Origin of the sequence: Streptomyces sp. NPDC051555 (genome assembly GCF_044454405.1) — a bacterium.
In the GTDB taxonomy this organism is placed as follows: Bacteria; Actinomycetota; Actinomycetes; order Streptomycetales; family Streptomycetaceae; genus Streptomyces.
The window spans coordinates 241,920-263,812 of record NZ_JBITDP010000010.1 but is presented as its reverse complement, the minus strand read 5'-3'; the positions used below and the strand labels follow the sequence as shown (position 1 = coordinate 263,812).

Annotated in this window: 2 protein-coding genes; both read right to left on the bottom strand. The window is 72.9% G+C overall.

Going from position 1 to position 21,893, the window contains the following annotated elements; translation table 11 throughout:
- Positions 1-11: 11 nt before the first annotated feature.
- Positions 12-15,461, bottom strand: a complete 15,450-nt coding sequence (locus tag ACIBEA_RS22075; RefSeq protein WP_399263385.1) for an amino acid adenylation domain-containing protein — start codon at positions 15,459-15,461, stop codon at positions 12-14.
- Positions 15,461-21,772 (bottom strand): amino acid adenylation domain-containing protein, encoded by a 6,312-nt coding sequence (locus ACIBEA_RS22070; RefSeq protein WP_399263383.1) that lies wholly within the window; start codon positions 21,770-21,772, stop codon positions 15,461-15,463. The genes ACIBEA_RS22075 and ACIBEA_RS22070 overlap by 1 nt, the downstream gene beginning before the upstream one ends.
- Positions 21,773-21,893: the final 121 nt, after the last annotated feature.

The following is a 21,893-nucleotide window of genomic DNA, read 5'->3' as shown; positions in this document are numbered from 1 at the left end:
CGTTCCATTCATCAGCTCAGACCACTCTCGAATTCGTCGATCTCGTCCTGTGACAGGGAGAGCAGGGACAGGTCGGACGGCGTGAAGCCGCCGGCCGCGGGGAGTTCCGCGTGCGTGACCAGGCCCCGCAGCGCCTCGAACCAGAGCTCTGCCAGCTCCTGCACGTCCTCCCGGGCGAACAGCGCGTCCGGCCAGGTCCAGCGGGCGTGCAGGCGCACTCCGTCGGTGCCGCGGACCGCCTCGGCCGAGAGGGTCAGGGCGTGGCGCAACGGCGTGTGCGCGGGGGCTCCCGTGGCGGTGGGCCGCGGTCGGTCCTCGGGGGGCTCGTAGGTGAAGCCGATCTGGGGTTCGGGGTGACCGGCGAGCTTGCGGGCCGTCTGCGGGTTGTGGTGGCGCAGCAGCCCGTAGCCGATGCCGCCGTCCGGGATCGCGCGCAGTTGCTCCTTGACCGCCTTCAGTGCGGTGCCGAGGGCCGGGCCACCGGAGCGGACCTCGTCCGGCGACAGCTCGCCGGGGTCGACGGCCGCCGGGTATCCGGTGGCGAACCGCCCGACCGTCCGGGAGACGTCGATTCCGTCGGCGAGCGGGGTGCGGCCCGCGCCCTCCAGGCCGACCAGCACCGCGCTGCCGTCGCCGACGCCGCGTTCGCGGCGCCATCGGGCGACGGCGAGGGCGAGTCCGGTCAGGAGCACGTCCTCGACGTCGGCGTTGAACGCCTCCGGGAGTCGGCCCAGCAGCGGCTCGGCCACGCCGGCGGGCAGCGTGAGCTCGGTCTCGCGCGCCGATCCCAGCACGTCGGCGGCGGGGTTCAGCGGGCGGTCGGCGAGCAGCGGGTCGTCGGTCGCCACGATCTCCCGCCACAGCGGGAGTTCCGCCACCCGGGCCGGTTCGACGGCCGCCCCGGCCAGCGTGCGCGCCCAGCTGGCGTACGAGGTCCCCGCGGGGGCGGCCCCCACGGACCCGCCTGCCCCGGCAGCCCCGGCAGCCTCCCAGGCCGCCTGGAGGTCCTGCCGCAGGATCCTCCCGGACGCGCCATCGGCAACCAACTGATGGGTGATGAGGGCCAGTTGGCTCGCGCGGTCGGGTCCGGCGTCGAACCAGACGGCCTGCACGACCGTCCCGTCCGCGGGCGCCAGCCGCAGCACCGCCGCCGCGACCTGCTCGTCCACCAGGGCCGCGTCCCGGGCCACGACCCGGGTGAGGCGGTCCTCCGCGCGTACCGAGGCGGCCGCGGCCACCTCCAGCGACCAGCCGGATTCCGGGTCGGGCGTCACCCGCAGCCGCAGCGCGTCGTTGCGGTCCAGGAGGGACTGCACCGCCGCGCGTACCGCCTCCTGCGTCACGCCCGCCGGTACGGCGAGGAGTTGCACGGCGTGCGCCGTGTCCTCGGGCGCACCGCGCCCGAGGAGCGCGAGCACCGGTGCGGTGAGCGGCAGCCCGCCCGCCGCGTCCTCGGGACGTTCCCGGCCGACGGCGCCCACGTCCTGCTGCGGCATCCGGGCGAGCGCGCGTGCGGTCTTGTGCTTGAACACGTCGCGCAGGCCGATCCGCACACCGGACTCGCGGGCCCGGCCGGCCAGTTGGATGGCCATGATGCTGTCGCCGCCCAGCGCGAAGAAGTCCTCGTCCGGCCCCGCGCCGTCGATGCGCAGGACCTCGGCGAACAGCCCCGCCAGGAGCTCCTCGCGCTGCCGTACCTCGGGGGTCCGCTCCTGCGGCCCGGCCTGCGCCGGGCCCTCGCCGGACCGCCCGGCCAGCAGCAGTCGCTCCAGGAGCATCGGCCGCACCGCGGTCCACCAGCGGGCGGGCGCGTCGCCCCCGGTGCTCCGCACCGGCTCGTCGGCGCCGGCGGCCAGGCCCTCCAGCACGTCCCGCAGGGCGTCCAGGAGCGCGCTGATCTCGGCTTCGCCGAACATGTCGGGCCGGTACCCGATCCGGCAGTGCAGCGCGGTTCCGTCCAGACCGGCGTCGAGGGTGATCGGGAAGTGCGAGTTGTCGCCGTTCATCTCGACGTCGACGGCCCGCAGTCCGTCCTCGCCGTCCCCGAAGCCGGCGCCGTCGGCGGGCGTGTTCTGGAAGACCAGCAGCGTGTCGAAGAGCTCTCCCGTCCCGATCGACCTCTGGAGGTCCATCAGGCGCACGAACTGGTGGTTCATCAGGTCCACCTGCCGGTCGGCGAGGTCGCGCAGGAACCGCGCGACCGTGGCCCCGGGCTCGATGCGGACGCGGACCGGGACGGTGTTGATGAACTGGCCCACCATCCGCTCGATGCCGGGTACCTCGGGCGGCCGTCCGGAGACCACCGCACCGAAGACCACGTCGTCGCGTCCGGTGATCCGGCTGAGGAGCAGTCCCCACGCCCCCTGCACCACGGTGTTCATGGTGAAGCCGTGCCGTGCGGCGAGCGCGGCGAGGCGGCCCGTCGCGTCGCCCGGCATCATCAGGGAGACCTTCTCCGGGACGACGGGCGGCCGGTCGGGGTCGGCGGGCGCCAACAGGGTGGGCTCGCCGAGACCGGCCAGTTCGCGCGCCCAGGCGGCGCCCGAGGCGGACCGGTCCCGGGCTGCCAGCCAGCCGAGGTAGTCGCGGTAGGCCGGGACGGGGGGCAGCGCCGCCGCATCTCCCCCGGCGCGGTAGATCCGGAGGAGTTCCCCGATGAGGATCGGGGTCGACCAGCCGTCCAGCAGCAGGTGGTGGAAGGTCATCACCATGCGGTGGCGTCCCGGTGCCAGGCGCAGCAACACGCACCGCAGCAGCGGGGGCCGATCGAGGTCGAAGCGGCGTGCGGCCGCCTCCTCCATGACCCGGGCCACCTCCGTCGTGCGCTCGGCGTCGCCCAGGGCGCTCAGGTCGAGCTCCTCCCAGGGCAGCCGGTTCTCGGCCAGCAGGAACTGGACGGGGTGGGCGAGCCCTTCGTGCGCGAAGCCCACGCCCAGGTTCGCGTGGCGGTGCAGCAGGGCCTCCACGGACCGGCGCAGGACGCTCGCGTCGAGCGGCCCCTCCAGGTCCAGGCCGAACTGGACGGTGTAGACGTCCGGCCCCTGGTCGTTGTAGAGGCTGTGGAACACCAGCCCTTCCTGGAGCGGGGTGAGCGGGAGGACGTCGACCAGGGCGGGCCGGCCCGCTTCCAGGTGCTCGATCTCCTGCTGGCCGAGGTCCACCAGCGGGAAGTCGGCGGGCGTGCGGCCACCGCTGCCCGCACGTCCCGCATGGGCGGCGAGAGCGGCCAGCGCCTGCTCCCAGTCGCGGGCCAGTTCGTGCACGTCCTGCTCGGTGAGCACGCCGTCGGGCCAGGTCCAGCGCACGGACAGGCGGGGACCGTCGACGTGGTCGACGACGGCCGCCTCGATGCGCAGGGCGTGGGCGAGCGGTGCGTCCGGGTGGTCGCCGGCGCCGTGCGGCGCCGTGTCCTCGAAGCGGCCCAGATAGGCGAAGCGGATCTCCGGTCCGGCGTGGCGGGCGAGCAGCGGCACGGTCTGCGGGTTGACGTGGCGCAGCAGCCCGTAGCCCACGCCGTGGGCCGGGACGCCGGCGAGCCGTTCCTTGGTCCGCTTGAGCACGGACCCGATCCGGTCGCCCTCCGGGAGGGTCCCGCCGGGCGCGGGGACGTCCAGGAGCAGCGGGTGCGTCACGGTGAACCAGCCGGTCGTGCGGGACGGCTCCGGCTCGGCCGTCGCGGCCCGACCGTCCCGGTCCAGGGCCACCAGGACACCGCCCTCGGCGTCCTGGCCGCGGCGACCGCGGCGCTCGCCCACCGCGGCGGCCAGCGCCGCGAGCAGGACTTCCGCCACGCCGGTGCCGAAGCGCGCCGTGACCTGGTCGAGCAGGGGCGCCGTCGCGGCAGCCGGGAGCGCGCGGTCGAGGCTGCGGGCCGTACGCGTGAGGTCGCGGGCCGGGTCGAGGGGCCGGTCGGCGAACGGCGGGGCGGGAGTGCCGAGGACGGCGTCCCAGAGCGGGAGTTCCTCCAGGAGGTCGGGTGCGGACGCCTTCTGTGCCAGTTCCTGCGCCCACGCCCGGTAGCTGCGGCCGACCGGGACGGCCTTGCCCTCCCACAGGGCGCGCACGTCGTCCGCCAGGACGGCGAGGGAGCCCTCGTCCGCCGCCAGTTGGTGCACCACGAGGAGGAGCCGGTGGGCCGCGGCGGGGCCGGCGTCGAACCAGACCGCCGCCGCCACGACCGCGTCCTGCGGCGCGAGCCGGGCCCGGGCGGCCGCGGTCTGCTCCCGGACGACGGCGTCGACGGCGTCCTCACCGAGCCCCTGGACGTCGACGCGCAGCGGCGCCAGGTCCACGGCGCCCCGGGGCAGCGCTTCCAGGCTCCACAGCAGGTTGCCCGCGCGGCGGGTGAGGCGCAGCCGCAGCGAGTCATGGCGGTCCACGAGCGCGCGCAGGACCGCGCCGATCCGCTGCTCGTCGCAGTCGGCCGGCAGGGAGACCAGGGCCGTGCCGCTGAGCTGCTCGAACGCTCCGCCGCGCTCGCGCAGCAGGTGCATGGCCGGGGTGAGGGGGATCTCCCCGACGCCCGTGTCGGCGGCGGCTTCGTCGTCGACGTCGGCCTCGTCCGCCACGTAGACGGCGACCGCGGCGAGCTCTTCGACGGTGCGCCGGCGCAGTACGTCGGCGGCCGTGAACTCCAGTCCCGCCTCGCGGGCCCGGCTGACCAACTGGATGGAGACGATGCTGTCCCCGCCCAGCTCGAAGAAGCTGTCGTCGATGCCGACATCGGCCACACCGAGCACCTCGCCGACGAGCTTGCAGAGCTCGGTCTCCTTCGCGTCGCGCGGCGCGCGACCCTGGGGCCGGACGCCGAAGTCGGGTTCCGGCAGGGCCTTGCGGTCCACCTTGCCGTTGGCGCTGAGCGGGAGCTCGGCCAGCGTCGTGTACGCGACGGGCACCATGTACTCGGGCAGGCGGGCCGCGAGGTGCTCGCGGAGCAGCTCCGCCTTGGGCGCCCGGGATCCCTTGGTGACGACGTAGGCGACCAGTTGCTGTCGGCCCGCGGCGTCCTCGTGGACGATCACGGCCGCGTCGGCGACCTTCGGGTAGGCCACGAGCGCCGATTCGATCTCACCGAGCTCGATGCGGAAGCCGCGGAGCTTGACCTGGTCGTCGGAGCGTCCGACGAACTCCAGCTCGCCGCCGGCGTTCCAGCGCACGACGTCGCCGGTGCGGTAGAGGCGCTCGCCGGGCGTCCCGAACGGGTCGGCCACGAACCGCTCCGCGGTCAGGGCCGGCCGCTCCAGGTAGCCGCGCGCCAGCCCGACCCCCGCGATGTACAGGTCGCCCGCCGTGCCGGGCGGTACGGGCCGCAGCGTCCCGTCGAGGACGTAGAGGCGGGCGTTCCACAGCGGCCGGCCGATGGGGGCCGGGCCGTCCCCGGTGAGCGCGCCGCTCATCGTGGCGTACACCATCGCCTCGGTCGGCCCGTAGGCGTTGATCAGGCGCCGGCCCCGCGACCACCGCGCCACGTGGTGCGGCGCGATGGGTTCGCCACCGGTGACCATGGTGCGCAGGGTGGGCAGTTCGACGTCCGGCAGGGTGGAGATGACGCCCGCGGTGGTGTGCAGGTGGGTGATGCCGTGCCGCTCGATCAGCGTGGCGAGTTCCTGCCCCACGGGTGACCGGTGGCCCTCCGGCAGGACCAGCGCGGCACCGCTCAGCAGGGACAGCGCCAGGTCTCCGACGGACACGTCGAAGCTCGGGGAGACCGACTGGAGGACCCGGGCGTCCGGCCCGCCCCGCAGGTTCTCCCGCTGCGCGCCGACCATGCTCGCGAATCCGGTGTGGGTGACCACGACGCCCTTGGGGCGCCCGGTGGAGCCCGAGGTGTAGATGACGTAGGCGGGGTGGGCCACCGACAGCGGTGCGGTGCGGTCCCGGTCGGTGGGGTCGGTGACGGGCATGGCGGCGAGCGCGGTACGGGTCTCGGGCGCGTCGGTCACCACCGATCCGGCGGCCCAGGAGGGCTGGTCCCCACCGGCGTCCCGGGTGGTCAGCACGAGCGCCGCCCGGGCGTCCCGCACGGTGAACCCGATGCGTTCGGCGGGGTATCCGGGGTCCACCGGCAGGTAGGCCGCCCCCGCCTTGAGCACACCGAGCGTGGTCGCGATCCAGTCGACGGACCGCGGCACCACGACGGCGACCCGCTGTTCCGGGCCGATGCCCTTCGCGATGAAGAGGTGAGCCCACTGGTTGGCGAGCGCGTTGAGCTCGCCGTAGGTCAGCGACCGGTCTCCACAGACCAGCGCCACCCGTTCGGGATCGCTCGCGGCGTGTGCTTCGAAGAGGGCCGGGAAGGTCTCCGCTTCGAGCGGGCGCTCGGTGGTGTGCCACTCGTCGAGGACGTGGTGGCGCTCCGCGGCCGAGAGCAGGTCGAGCCGGCCGACGGGCCGGCCGGGATCGGCGGAGGCCGCGTCGAGCAGGGTCACGAAGCGTCGTACGAGCTCCTCGACCCCGGCCCGGTCGAAGACGTCCGTCCGGTAGTCCACGCGACCGGCGAGGCCGGCGGGGGCGCCGTTCTCGTCGTGTTCCTCACCGAGCTCCACTCCCAGTTCGAGCTTGGACGAGGCCAGCTCGACGGTTTCGACGCCGACCGTCAGACCCGGCAGCTCCAGCCGGGGGGCCCGGTTGTTCTGGAAGGACAGGAACACCTGGAACAGGGGGCTGTGCGCCACCGAACGCTCGACGCCCAGGTGGTCGACGAGCCGCTCGAAGGGCACGTCCTGGTGGGCGTAGGCGGCCAGGTCGGCGGCCCGTACCCGGGCCACCAGCTCGGCGAAGGTGGGATCGCCGGAGACGTCGGTCCGCAGCACCAGGGTGTTGACGAAGAACCCGACGAGGTCGTCGAGGGCCTGGTCCGTGCGGCCGGCGACGGCGGTGCCGATCGGGATGTCGGTGCCGGAGCCCAGTCGGCTCAGCAGCGTGGCGAGGCCCGCCTGCACGACCATGAAGAGACTGGCCTGATGGGTGCGGGCCAGCTCGGCGAGCCGTGCGTGCAGTGCGGCGTCGACGGTGAACTCGAAGGACCCGCCGCGGTGGCTCACCTCGGACCCGCGCGGCAGGCTGGAGGGGAGCTCCAGTTCCGCGGGCGCCCCGGCCAGCGTGGTGTCCCAGAAGTCCAGCTGCCGCGAGATGAGGCTGTCGGGGTCCTCTTCGCTGCCCAGGAGTTCCCGCTGCCACAGGGTGTAGTCCGCGTACTGCACGGGCAGCGGGGAGAAGAGCGGTGCGCGCCCGTCCCGGCGGGCCGTGTAGGCCACGGAGAGGTCCCTGGCGAGCGGGCCGTTCGACCAGCCGTCGGTGGCTATGTGGTGGACGCTCAGGAGCAGTACGTGCTCGGTGTCCGAGAGGACGAACAGGGTGGCCCGCAGCGGTGGTTCCGCCGCCAGGTCGAATCCCCGCTCGGCCGCGGCCCGCATCGCCTCCGGCAGGGCCTCCTCGGTGGTGCGCACGCTCTCCACGGGCACGACCGCCGCGGCCGGGTCCAGGACGGACTGCCGCGGCCTGCCCCCTTCCTCCGCGAAGACGGTGCGCAGGCTCTCGTGTCGGGCGACGAGGTCCGCGAGCGCGTGGGTCAGTGCCTGCCGGTCCAGGGTGCCCGACAGCCTGATGCCGATGGGGATGTTGTAGGTGCTGGTATCGCCCTCCAGCCGGCCGAGGAACCACAGGCGCCGCTGGGCGTACGACAGGGGGATCTCCGCGGGCCGTTCGCGCACGTCGAGGGCGGGTCGGTCGCGGTGGCCGGGGGTGATCTGCGCCGCGAGCAGGGCGGGTGTCGGGGCGTCGAAGACGGCCCGCACGTCCACCTCGGTGCGGAAGGCCGCCCGGACCCGGCTGAGCAGCCGGATCGCGCTCAGCGAGTTCCCGCCGAGGGCGAAGAAGTCGTCGTCCACGCCGATCCGGGGCACGTCCAGGACCTGTGCGAACAGGCCGCACAGGATCTCCTCCTGCGGGGTCCGGGCGAGGTTCTCGGCCGCGGCGGTGATGAATTCGGGTGCGGGCAGCGCCGCGCGGTCGAGCTTGCCGTTCGGGGTCAGCGGGAGCGAGTCCAGCAGGACGACCGCGTCCGGGACCATGTACTCCGGCAGCAGGCCGGCCACCCGCTCGCGCACGTCCTGGGCGTCGACCACGGCTCCGAGCCCGGGCACGACGTACGCCACGAGCTGCTGGGCGTCCGGCCGGTCGGTGCGGACCACCACGGTCTGCGCGGCGACGCCGGGGTGGGCGGCGACCGCGGCGACGATCTCGCCGAGTTCGATGCGGTGGCCCCGGACCTTGACCTGGTCGTCGGCGCGGCCGACGAAGACCAGGTTGCCGTCCGGCCGGCGGCGCACCACGTCGCCGGTCCGGTACATCCGTTCCCCGGCCGGGCCGAAGGGGTCGGCGACGAACCTTTCGGCGGTCAGGGCCGCCCGGTTGAGGTAGCCCCGGGCCAGGCAGGGCCCGGCGACGAACAGCTCGCCCGGCGTGCCCACGGGTGCGGGCCGCAGGTTCGCGTCCAGCACGTAGGCCCGTACGTTGCCCTGCGGGCGGCCCATGGGGACCGGACCGGAGGGCACGGCGGCCCCCGGCTCTATGCGGTACTCGGTGACGTTGACCGTGGCCTCGGTGGGCCCGTAGACGTTCCAGACGGTCGCGTGCGGGTGGAGCTCGCGCCACGGCGCGAGCGCCTCGCCCACGAGCGCTTCGCCGCCGAGGAGCAGTTCGGTCGTCGGGGAGTACGCCTGCGGCAGGGCGCCGAGCAGCGGCAGGTGGCTGGGGGTGGCCTTCATGAAGGTGCACGGCGCCGCGGACAGGCGCGCGGAGAGCGCCTCGTCCTGGGCCAGGTCGCCGATGACCACCGCGCCCCCGACGGTCAGGGGGGTGAACAGTGCGGTGACGGTGAGGTCGAAGGAGACCGGCGAGTGCAGCAGCGCGACGCCCGCGGCCCCCGGGTACACGCGCCCGGTCCAGCCCAGGTAGTCGACCACGGAACGGTGGGTGACCACCACGCCCTTCGGCTGCCCGGTGGAACCGGAGGTGTAGATGACGTAGGCGGGGTTCTCCCGGGTCAGGGGCGCGGTGCGCACCGCGTCGACGGGGTCGGCGACGGGGCGCAGCGCGAGGGCGGCGACCGTGCCGGGGGCGTCGAGGAGAACCTGTTCGACACCGGTGTCCGGCAGCCCGGAGGCCACCGCGGCGGTGGTCACCACCAGCCGCGGCGCGGAGTCCGCCAGCACGTAGCGGATGCGCTCCCGCGGATGGGCGGGGTCGACCGGAACGTAGGCCGCCCCGGACTTCAGGACCGCGAGGAGGGTCACGACGAGCTCCGCGGACCGCTCCACGGCCACGGCGACGAAGGTCTCCGGTCCGGCGCCCCGGGCGATCAGTTCGTGCGCGAGCCGGTTCGCCCGTGCGTTGAGCTCGCCGTAGCTGAGCTCGGTCGTACCGGACACCAGGGCCACGGCGTCCGGCGTGCGCGCCGCCTGGTCCTGGATCAGCTCGGTGACGGCCGCGTCGGAAGCGGGGGTCGGCGGGCCGTTCCAGCCCTGGGTCAGCCGTTCCCGTTCGGCCCCGTCGAGGGTGTCGAGCCGACCGACGGGGAGCTCCGGGGTGGCGGCGACGGCCTCCAGCACCCGGCGCATCTGCCCGACGATGGCGCGGGCCGCGTCCTCGTCGAAGAGGTCCGGGCGGTAGTACCAGTTCAGGACGGTGCGTCGGCCCTCGTGCATCACCACCATGCCGAGCGGGTAGTGGTTGTCGCCCCGGGTGTCCACCTGGGAGAGGGTGAGGCCGTGCACGGGCGGCTGCCCGTCCTCGGCTTCCGGGGGGAAGTTCTCGAAGACGACGGCCGTGTCGAAGAGGGTGCCCAGGCCGGCGATCTGCTGTAGCTCGGCGAGTCCGAGGTAGTGGTACGCGAGGAGGTCCACCCGCTGCTGCTGCACGCGGGCCAGGGTGTCGATCACGGGGACCGCCGGGTCGAGGCGGACCCGTACGGGCACGGTGTTGCTGAAGAGTCCGACCATCGACTCGACGCCGGGCAGCTCCGGCGGCCGGCCGGAGACCGTTTCGCCGAAGAGCACGTCGTCCCGCCCGGTGAGCCGGGACAGCACGATCCCCCACGCGCCCTGGACGACGGCGTTCATGGTCAGCCCGTGTGCGCGGGCCCGGTCGACGAGCGCGGCGGTCAGCTCCGGCGGCAGCTGGTCGACCACGCGCCCGGGCAGTACGGACTCGCCGGCCGGGGCGCCGGGGGCGATCAGGGTGGGCTCGTCCACTCCGGCCAGTGCGGTGCGCCAGGCGGCGACCGCCTCGGTGCGGTCCTGGGCGGCGAGATGGGCGAGGAAGTTCTTGTAGGGGACGACCGGGGGCAGGGTGGCGGCGTCGCCGCGGTGCCCGTACAGCTCGAAGAGCTCCGCGGCCAGCACGGGAGCCGACCAGCCGTCGAGCAGCAGGTGGTGCGCGGCGAACAGCAGCCGGTGGAGGTCCTCGCCCAGCCGGATCAGCGTGAAGCGCAGCAGCGGCGGGCGCTGTGGATCGAAGCGTCGGCCGCGCTCCTCGGTCAGCAGCCGGTCCAGGGCGGCTTCCTGCTCCGCGCCCGCCAGTTCGCTGAAGTCGAGGTCGTTCCAGGCGAGTTCGGCCCGGTCCGGGATGAGCTGTACGGGTCGCCCGTCCGCCGTGTAGTGGAATCCGGCGCGCAGGCTGTCGTGGCGCGCCAGCAGCCCGCGCACGGCCGCGCGCATCGCCTCGGCGTCCAGGTTCCCGCGCACGTCCACGGCGAGCCGGGTGATGTAGACGTCCTCGGCCCGCTGGTCGTACGCGGTGTGGAAGAGCAGGCCCTCCTGGAGCGGGGAGAGCGGCAGCACGTCGGTCAGACCGGGCTGGGCCGCCTCCAGCGCGTGGATGTCGTCCTGCGTCAGGGCCACCAGGGGCAGGTCGGAGGGCGTGAACCCGCCGCCGGCCGTCGGCTGCTCGGTGTGGGCGACCAGCGCTTCCAGGACCCTCGTCCACAGCTGCGCCAGCTCCCGCACGTCCTGCTCCGCGAGCAGGTCCCGCGGCCAGGTCCACGTGGCGCCGAGCCGGGGCCCGTCGGCGTGCGTCATCGTCACGGCGTTGACGGAGAGGGTGTGGGGCAGGGCCGTGTCCTGGTCCGCGCCGCCGCCGAGTCCGCCGTGGTCCGCATCGGTGACGGAGCCCAGGTGACCCAGGTAGTTGAAGCCGATCTGCGGCTCGGAGAGCTTCGCGAGGGCGACGGCGCTGCGGGGGTTGAGGTAGCGCAGCAGGCCGTAGCCGATGCCGTTGTCCGGGATCGCCCGCAGCTGCTCCTTGACCGCCTTCAGGGCCGTGGCCAGTGCGGGACCGGCCGCCTCCACCTCCGTGATCGAGACGGCGCCGGGGTCGAGGCGCACGGGGTACAGGCTGGTGAACCACCCCACCGTGCGGGAGAGGTCGACGTCGGGCGCGATCTCCTCGCGGCCGTGTCCCTCCAGCCCGACGAGCACGGCCGTGCCGTCGCCCCGGCCCCGTCCGCGGCGCCACGCGGCGACGGCGATCGCCAGGGCGGTGAGCAGTACGTCGTTGGCGCCCGCGCGGAAGGCGGCGGGGACCTTGCCCAGCAGCGGCTCGGTGACGGCCGCGGGCAGCTCGACGGTGAGGTGCCCGGCCCGTGCGAGGGTGTCCCGTGCGGGATCCAGGGGACGGTCGGTGAGCAGCGGGTCCGGGGTGGACAGGACCTCCCGCCACAGGGGCAGTTCCCGGATGCGGGCCGGCTCGCCGGCGGCCGCCGTGAGGTGCTGTGCCCAGCGGCGGAACGAGGTGCCCACGGGCTCCAGCTCCAGCGGACGGCCCGCGAGGGCGGCGGCGAGGGCCTGCTCCAGCTCGGGCAGCAGAATGCGCCACGACACGCCGTCGACGGCCAGGTGGTGGATCACCAGGAGGAGCCGGCCGACGGAGCGCGGTCCGGCGTCGCACCAGACGGCCTGCACCATGGTCCCGGCCCCGGGGGCGAGCCGCTGCTGCGCGGCGGCGAACTCCTTCTCGGTCAGGGCGGCCAGTGCTTCGGTGTCCAGACCCGCCACGTCGACGCGGTGCAGGAGGTCCGCTGCCCGGACCGCGCCGCGCGGCGCGACCTCCAGGGCCCAGTCCTCGATGTCCTCGACGCCCTCGATCCGGGTCAGCCGCAGCCGGAGCGCGTCGTGGTGGTCGAGGAAGGCCTGGAGGACCTCGGCGAGCTGCTGCTGCCCGAGGCCCGCGGGCACCGGGACGGGCATGGCCTGGTTGAACTGGTCGACCGGACCGCCGCGTTCGTTGAACCAGTGGATGACGGGAGTGAGAGGAACTCCGCCGATTCCGTCGTCGGACGACCCGCGCACGGGTGCGGCGGCCTCCTTGGCGACCGCCACGATGGCCTCCACTGTCTTGTGTGTGAATACGTCCCGGGGACTGAAATGCAACCCCGCCTTACGCGCCCGACCCACCAACTGGATCGAAATGATGCTGTCGCCACCCAACTCGAAGAACGACTGGTCGACACCCACCGAATCCAAACCAAGAACCTCCGCGAACAACCCCGCGAGAAGCTCCTCCCGCTCCGAACCCGGACCACGCCCCACACCCACCGAAAACTCCGGAACAGGCAACGCCCTACGATCCAACTTCCCATTCGCCATCAACGGCAGCCCACCCACAACCACCACCAACGAAGGCACCATGTAATCCGGCAGAGAACCCGCAACAAACTCACGAACCTCCCCACCGTCCAACACACCACCACCCACCGGCACCACATACGCGACCAACCGCTTCACACCCGGCCGCGCCTCATCCACCACCACCACAGCCTGACCCACACCCCCATGGCGCAACAACACGCTCTCGATCTCACCCAACTCGATCCGGAAACCCCGAATCTTCACCTGATCATCCACACGCCCCACAAACTCCAACTCACCATCCACACCCCACCGCACCACATCACCCGTCCGATACATCCGCTCACCCACACCACCGAACGGACACGCCACAAACCGCTCCGACGTCAAACCAGCCCGCCCCAAATACCCCCGCGCCAAACCCACACCCGCCACATACAACTCACCCACCACACCCGGCGGCACCAAACGCAACCCACCATCCAACACGAACACCCGCGTCCCCACCACCGGCACACCAATCGCCGGCGCACCACCACCCGCCACCAACGGCACACTCATCGACACCGCCACCGTCGACTCCGTCGGCCCATACGCATTCACCATCCGACGCCCCGGAGCCCACCGAGACACCAACTCCGCCGACGTCGCATCACCACCCACCACCAAAGACTCAAAACCCTCCAACCCCACCAACGGCACACCCGCCAACGCCGCCGGCGGAATCAACGCATGCGTCACCCCACGCCCCGCAATCAACTCCCCCAACGGCTCACCCGCCAACACCCCCACCCCAGGCACCACCAAAGCAGCACCCGAAGTCAACGCCATACACAACTCCAACACCGACGCATCAAAACTCGGCGAAGAAAACTGCAACACCCGACTCGAACCCGACACCGCAAAACGCTCACGAACCGACGACGCGAACGCAGCCAACCCCGCATGCGTTACCACCACACCCTTCGGCACCCCCGTCGAACCCGACGTATAAATCACATACGCCGGAGACAACACCGATGCCGGACCCGAAACCGAAACAACCGAATCGCCCGGCTCGACCTCCGGCAACACCAACTCATCCAAAACCACCACCGCCACGCCATCAACCCGCGGCACCACACCCACGAACTCCGCAGACGTCACCACCGCCACCGGCCGCGCATCCCCGAACATGAAAGCAACACGCTCAGCCGGATAATCCGGATCCACCGGCAAATAAGCGGCACCCGCCCTCATCACCGCCAACGAAGCCACCACCGACTCCACCGAACGACCCAGAACCAACGCCACCACCGACTCCGGCCCCACACCCGAACCCACCAAATACGCAGCCAAACGCTCCACACGAGCATCCAACTCCGCATACGACAACGACTCCCCCACCGACTCCACCGCCACAGCACCCGGAGTCCGCACCACCTGCCCCGCGAACAACTCCGAAAACGTCAACGCCTCCGGAACCACCACCGAACCCGCAACACCACCACCACCCGACAACCACCCCAACTCCTCACCCGACAACAACCCCACCGAACCCACCGCACCCGAAACCCCACCGACCACCGACTCCAACACCCGCACCACACGACCAGCGATCGACTCCACCACCCCACGCCCGAACACATCCGGGCGGAAGCTGAGTTGCAGCCGGAGACGGCCCTCCTCGATGTGCGCGATCAGGCACATCGGGTAGTGGTTGGCGTCGAGGACCTCGAAGTTCTCGATCCGCAGGCCGCCCGCCTGGTTGCGCAGCGCCTCCAGGTCGAAGGGGAAGTTCTCGAACGCCACGTAGGTGTCGAAGAGTTCCGCGTGGCCGGAGACCCGCTGGATGTCGCTCATGCCGAGGTGCTGGTGCGGCATCAGGTCCGTGTGCTCGCGCTGGATGCGGCCGAGGACGTCGAGCAGCGGTGCGTCCGTCGGCACCTGGATCCGGACCGGCAGCGTGTTGATCAGCATGCCGACCATCCGCTCGGACCCCACGATCTCCGGCGGCCGACCCGCGACGACCGTGCCGAAGACGACGTCCTCCCGGCCCGTGAGCGCGCCCAGCACGACGGCCCAGGCGGCGTGGAGGGCCGTGTTGAAGGTCAGCCCGTGGCCGCGCAGCACGGCGGCGATCGCCTCCGTGGTGTCGGCCGGTACGTCCAGGAACACCAGCTCCGGCTTGACGACGGCGTGCCCCTGCTCCTGGCCCCCGCCCAGCCGGGTCGGCTCGTCGAGTCCGGAGAGCGCCTGCTGCCACGCCGACTCGGCCGCGCCCCGGTCCTGCTTGGCCAGCCAGGCGAGGTAGTCCCGGTACGGGGTGACCTTGGGCAGTGCGCGGTCGTCGCCCTGGTGCCCGTAGAGCTCGAAGAACTCACCGAGCAGGACGGAGGTGGACCAGCCGTCGAGCAGCAGGTGGTGGAACGTCCACAACAGCCGGTACGTCCCGTCGCCGAGGTCGATCAGGCGGAAGCGCATCAGCGGCGGTCGGGCCAGGTCGAAGCGCCGGGCCTGCTCCTGGATCTGGATGCGCTCCAGCTCCGCGGCCCGCTCGGGGGCGTCGAGGCCCGCCACGTCGGTTTCCTCCCACGGCAGTTCGACCTGCCGGGCGACCACCTGGACGGGCCGGCTCTGCTTCGGGTGCAGGAAGCCGACCCGGAGGTTGGCGTGACGGCGCAGCAGGGTGGCGGCGCTGGCCCGCAGGGCCTCGACGTCGACGGTGCCGGCCAGGTCGAGGACGACCTGGACGGTGTAGACGTCGTGGCCCTGCTCGTCGTACAGCGCGTGGAAGAGCAGGCCCTCCTGAAGCGGCGACAACGGAAGGATGTCCTCGGGACCCGACTTCGTCATTACAACGTCCTCCACTCGGCTTCGAGCATGTCGATCTCGTCTTGGGAAAGTTCCACCAGAGCCAGGTCCGATGGGGTGTAGCCGCCGGCGTCCGGCCCGTCCGCGTGGTCGATGAGCGCGCTGAGCGCCCGGAACCACCCTTCGGCGAGCTCGCGCACGTCGGTTTCGGCGAGGAGTCGCTCCGGCCAGGTCCACGAGGCGAGGAGCCGCGGGCCGTCGGGGTGCTCCTGGGCCAGGGCGTTGACCTCCACGACGTGTGTGAGCGCGAGTCGCGCGTCGCCGTCGCCGATCACGACCTGTGACTCGGTGGCGGGACCCCAGTCGGCGCTCGCCGTGTCGCCCGGGGCGGCGGCCCGCCCGAAGTAGTTGAAGAGCATCTGCGGCCGGGCGAGCGCCGCCAGTGCCGGTCCCGCGACGGGGTTGAGGTGGCGCAGCAGGCCGTAGCCGATCCCGCCGTCCGGCAGGGACCGCAGGTGTTCCTTCACGGTGCGCAGCGCGGCGCCCGCCGGGGCGCCACCGGACCACAGTCGCTCCCGGTCCTCGACGTCGAGGTCGAGGCGGACGGGGTAGAGGCTGGTGAACCAGCCGACCGTGCGGGACAGGTCGAGGCCGTCGGCGATCTCCTCGCGGCCGTGCCCCTCGATGTCCAGGAGGACTTCGCCCGCGCCGGTGCGTCCCCGCTGCCGGCGCCAGTCGGTCACCGCCAGGGCGAGGGCGGTGACGAGGACGTCCTGGACGGTGGCGTGGAAGGCGGCGGGCACGCTGGTCAACAGGCGCTGGGTCTGCTCGGTCGGCAGGCTCAGGCTCAGCTTTTGCGCGGTGCCCACGACGTCCTGGTCCGGGTCGAGTTCCGCGTCCACCAGGGTGGGCGCCGGCAGGCGCAGGGCCTCGGTCCAGAGCGTGGTCTCCGCCGCCACCCGGGTGTCCCGCAGGGCCTCCGATCGCAGCAGTTGGGCCCAGTGCCGCAGCGGCGTGCCCACCGGGGCCGGCTGCGGCTCCTTGTCGGCGACGACGGCCTCGTACGCGGCGCGCAGGTCGGGGAGCAGGATCTGCCAGGACACGCCGTCCACCACCAGGTGGTGGGCGGCGAGGAGCAGTCTGCCGGGGCGCTGCGTCCCCGCGTCGAACCAGACGGCCTGGAGCATCAGCCCCGCCTCCGGCGCCAGCCGTGACCAGGCCGCGCGGGCCTCGGCGCCGATGGCCTCGCCGAGCCGGTCGTCCGCCAGGGCGGTGATGTCCACCGTCCGCAGCAGCCGCTCGGCCCGTACGTCCGCGCGCCCGGCGATCTCGTAGGTCCACGGTCCGCTCCCGGTCTCCCGGCGGCGGCGCATGCGCAGGGCGTCGTGCTGGTCGAGCACCGCCTGGAGCGCGGTGGTCAGCTCGCTCGCGCCGAGGCCGGCTGGCACCTGGAGCAGCATCGACTGGTTGAACGTGTCGACGGGGCCGCCGCGGTCCTCCAACCACCGCATGATCGGAGTCGCGGTCAGTTCGCCGATTCCGGCGTCCGTGTCGTAGACGACGGGGCCCGCGGCCAGCATCGTGACCACTTCGGCGAGCCGGGCCACCGTCTTGTGTTCGAAGACGTCCCGGGGCGAGAGGTCGAGGCCAAGTCGCCTGGCTTTGCTGACCAGTTGGATGGAGAGGATGCTGTCGCCGCCCAGCTCGAAGAAGCTCTCGTCGAGGCCGACGCCGGCGAGTCCCAGCACTTCGGTGAACAGGGTCGCGAAGGCTTCCTCCCGCTCGTCGCGGGGCGTGCCGTCCCCGTCGGCCGTGCCGAACCGGGGCGCGGGCAGCGCGCGGCGGTCGAGTTTGCCGTTCGGGGTGACCGGCATGCTGTCGAGGACGACGAACGCCGCGGGCACCATGTAGTCCGGAACGGCCGCGGCCACGTGCCGGCGCAGGTCCGACCCCTCGGTCCGCCGGCCCTGCTCGGGCACGACGTAGGCCACGAGCAGCTTGCGTCCGGGCTCGTCCTCCCTGACCGCGAGCGCGACGCGGGCCACGTCCGGGTGGCCCGCCAGCACGGACTCGATCTCTCCGAGCTCGATGCGGAAGCCCCGCAGCTTGACCTGTTCGTCGGCGCGTCCGAGGAACTCCAGCTGACCGTCGGCGCGCCAACGGACCAGGTCGCCGGTCCGGTACATCCGGCCGCCGCCCGTGCCGTTGGGGTCCGCGACGAAGCGCTCGGCGCTCAGGCCGGGCCGGCCCAGGTATCCGCGGGCCAGGCCGGCTCCGGCCACGTACAGGTCGCCGGCCACGCCCCGGGGGACGGGCTGCAGGGCGCCGTCCAGGACGTAGACCCGGGTGTCACGGATCGGCCCGCCGATCGGCGGGACGCCCGCGTCGGCGGCGAGCGGGTGGCTCATGGTCGCGCAGACGGTCGTCTCGGTGGGACCGTACGCATTGATCATCGTGCGGCCGGGCGCGAAGCGGGCCACGAGCTCCGGTGCACACGCCTCGCCGGCCACCACGAGGGTCATCGCGGCCGGCACCTGAGCCGTGGTCAGCACCGCGAGGGCGACCGGGGGGATGGTGGCGTGGGTGACCCGGTGCCGGGCCAGCACGTCGGCCAGGTCCGGCCCCGGCAGCAGTCGCTCGGCCCGCGCCAGGACCAGGGCGGCCCCGGTCAGCAGCCCCATGCACAGCTCCCAGAACGCCGCGTCGAAGCTGGGCGAGGCGAACTGCAGCACGCGGCTGCCCGGTCCGACGCCCAGGTGCTCCGCCTGCGACCGCGCCAGGCTCGCGACGCCGGCGTGGGAGACCACCACGCCCTTCGGCCGACCGGTCGACCCCGAGGTGTAGATCACGTACGCGGCCCCGGACGGCGACACCCGCCACGCCGCGGGCGGGCCGGGGCGCGGGTCGCCCGCTTCGTCGATCAGGAGGACCGGTACGCCCCCGCCGGGCAGGGTCCCGGCGATCTCCCGGACGCTCACGAGCAGGGCCGGAGCGGAGTCCTCCAGGATGTAGGCGATGCGTTCCGCCGGGTAGGCGGTGTCCACCGGCACGTACGCCGCGCCCGCCTTGAGGACGGCGAGCACCGCCACGACGAACTCCACCGACCGCGGCAGGGCCACCGCGACGCGGCTCTCCGGGCCGACGCCGTACTCCGCGAGCAGCGACGCGAGGGCACTCGTCCGGGCGTCCAGTTCCGCGTAGCTCACCACGGTGTCCTCGAAGAGCACCGCGGGTGCTCCGGGGGTGAGCGCCGCCCGCGCCGAGAAGAGCTCCGGGAAGGTCCCGCCGGGTGCGGTCCCGCTCGTGGTGTCGTTGAAATCGACGAGGAGGCGCTGCCGTTCGTCGGCCGAGAGCACGTCGATCCGGCTCACCGGCCGCCGTGGATCGGCCGCCGCGGCGGTGAGCAGGCGCAGCAGGCGCTCCGCCATCACTTCGACGGTCTCCCGGTCGAAGAGGTCGCGGCTGTATTCGAGACGCGCCGCGATGCCGGCCGGGGTCCCGTCCGTGCGCAGGGATTCCTCGGCGCCGAAGACCAGGTCGACCTTGATCAGGCCGGGGTCGACCTGCTGCGGGACGGCCGTCAGGCCGGGCAGCGCCAAGGTGGGGCTCTGGGCGGTGTCCACGTCCAGCATGACCTGGAAGAGCGGGTTGCGGGACCGGGAGCGCTCCGGGTTGAGGGCCTCGACCAGGCGCTCGAAGGGGAGGTCCTGGTGGGCCTGTGCCCCCAGCGTCGTCTCGCGCACCCGGGCCAGCAGCTCGCCGAAGGTCGGGTCCCCCGACACGTCCGTGCGGAAGACGAGGGTGTTGACGAAGCAGCCGATGAGGTCGTCCAGCGCGGAGTCGGTGCGTCCGGCGACGGGTGCGCCGATCGGGATGTCCTGGCCGGCGCCCAGCTTGCTCAGCAGCAGCGCCACGGCGCCCTGGAACACCATGAACAGGCTGACCTGGTGCTCCTGTGCGAGCGCGGTGAGCCGCTCGTGCAGGACGGTGTCGATGTCGAAGCGGACGATCTCCCCGCGCTGGCTCAGCTCGGCCGGCCGCGGCCGGTCCACCGGCAGCGCGATCTCCTCCGGCAGGTCGCCCAGCGCCTCCTTCCAGTAGCGCAGTTGCTCCGCGACGGGGCTGCGCGGGTCGTCCTCGGCGCCGAGGAGTTCGCGCTGCCACAGGGTGAAGTCGGCGTACTGCACGGGCAGCGGCTCGAAGAGGGGCGCGTGCCCCTGCGCCCTGGCGGTGTAGGCCCGTTCGAGGTCACGGGCGAGGGGGGTCAGCGACAGGCCGTCCCCGACGATGTGGTGCAGGATCACCAGCAGGACGTGGTCCTCGGGGCCGACCTCCAGCAACAGCGGCCGGATCGCCGGGCCGGCCGCCAGGTCGAAGCCCTCCGCGACGGCTTCCGCGACCGTGCGGTCGAGGTCGCGCGCCTCGACCCGCAGGTCCCCCAGCACCGGTCGTGCGTCCTCGGGAGCGAGGACCTGCTGGCGCGGCCTGCCGTCGGTGTCGGGGAAGACGGTGCGCAGGCTCTCGTGCCGGGCGACCACGTCGGCCAGCGCGTCCGCGAGCGCCATCCGGTCCAACCGGCCGCCGAGGCGCAGGGCGAGGCCCATGTTGTACGCACCCGTGGATCCCTGGAACCGGTCGATGAACCAGAGGCGTTGCTGCGCGGGCGACAGCGGAACCTCTTCGAGCCGCGCCACGGGCGCCACCGGACGGCGGGCGCGGCGGGCGCCTTCGATCCGCCGTGCCAGGGCTCCCGCCGTGGGCTCCTCGAAGACCGTCCGGATCGACAGCTCGGCGCCGAAGACCTCCCGGATCCGGCTGAGGAGCCGGATGGCGCTCAGCGACTGGCCGCCGAGGGTGAAGAAGTCGTCGTCGAGGCCGACCCGCGGCACGCCGAGGACCTCGGCGACCAGCGCGCACAGCCGTTCCTCGCGCGGGGTGCCCGGTGCGCGGTAGGGCGCGGGCTCCCGGCTGCGGCCCCTGTCGGTGTCGACGGAGTCGGTGTCGGTGTCGGTGTCGGCGGGGCGCGTCCAGTGCGCGGGCAGGGGCAGGTCGAGTGCGTCGAGCCGCTGGTCGGGGGCGGCGGCGGCGAGGGTCGAGAGGAAGGCGACGAGCCCTTCCCGGTGTCCTCGGGCCGCGTCCGCGTCGTACAGGTCGGCGTTGGCGTGGAGGTCGACGAGGAAGCCGTCGTTCGCCTCGCGGTTGTCCACGATCAGCGAGAGGTCCTCCTCCGGGCCGATCGAGAAGCCGCGCACCGTGGCGGGGTGGCCCGCGAAGGAGAGCCGCTGGCCGTACATGATGAGGTTGATCTCGGGCCCCCAGAGCCTCTTGCTCTCCCCCACCCGGTGCAGGTCGCGGTGGATGTCCTCGTAGCGGTAGCGCTGGTGCCGCAGGACGGCGTGGACCTCGTCGCTCGCGGAGCGCAGCAGCTGCGCCACGGTGGTGTCCGCACGGACCGTCAAGCGGACGGGAACGGCGTTGGACACCATGCCGGGCGTGGCCCTGGCGACCGCGTCGGGGCGGGCGGCGACGGCGAGGCCGAGCACGATGTCCTCGACACCGGTGAGGCGGTGCAGGTAGGCGGCGATGCCCGCGACCGCCGCCGTCGGCCAGCTGACCCCGATGTCGGTGGACAGGGCGCGCAGCGCGTCGGCGGCGGCGGCGGACACCTCGCCGGTCTGCCGCACGTGATCGGTCGGTACCCGGGTGGGACGCGGTGCGAGGCTCACCGGCGCGGGAAGGCCAGCGAGGTGTTCGGTCCAGAACGCGCGGTCCGCGGCGAACCGTTCGGACTCCCGGTAGGCGGCGTCCTGCTCGACGAGCCGGCCGAAGGGGTGGAACGGCGTGGCCGACGCCTCACGGCCCGCTGCCATCGCCGTGTAGAGCGAGGCGACCCGGGCGACGATCAGGGACCAGCTGTAGCCGTCGACGATCGCGTGGTGCACGCGGCTGAACCACGTGTGGCGGTCGGCGGCGAGCGTGATCAGACCGAAGGTGAACAACGGCCCCCCGGCGAGGTCGACGGGCTCCGCGGTGCGGGCGAGCATCCACTCCTCCGCGGCGGCCGCGGGGTCGGCCAGGGCGCTCACGTCCAGCGTGTGCAGCAGCTCCTGCGGCGCGGGGGCGATGACCTGGAGCGGACCGTCGGGGCCCGCCACGAAGCGGATCCGCAGGGTCTGCGCCTCGTCGACCACGCGGCGCAGCGCGGCTTCGAAGGTTCCGGTATCGACCCCACCCTGTATCTCCACGCATTCCGCGATGCTGTACATGGGGTTGTCCGGGTTCATCTGCTGCGCGAGCCACATTCCGGACTGGGCGGCCGTCAACGGCATTTCGTACCGATTCTGATCGGCCATTGCCATCCACCTCGATTGCGTAAGCGCGACGAAACATCCGGCACCCACACTACGAAGATCTGCACCGCCGGCTTCGGGCTCATGAAAAACTTCGATGCGCCCGGAATCGCATATCGAAGAA

Excerpts from the sequence above, each read along its gene's own strand:
- ACIBEA_RS22075 (WP_399263385.1), bottom strand. The coding sequence starts at position 15,461 with ATGACGAAGTCGGGTCCCGAGGACATCCTTCCGTTGTCGCCGCTTCAG.
- ACIBEA_RS22070 (WP_399263383.1), bottom strand. The coding sequence starts at position 21,772 with ATGGCCGATCAGAATCGGTACGAAATGCCGTTGACGGCCGCCCAGTCC.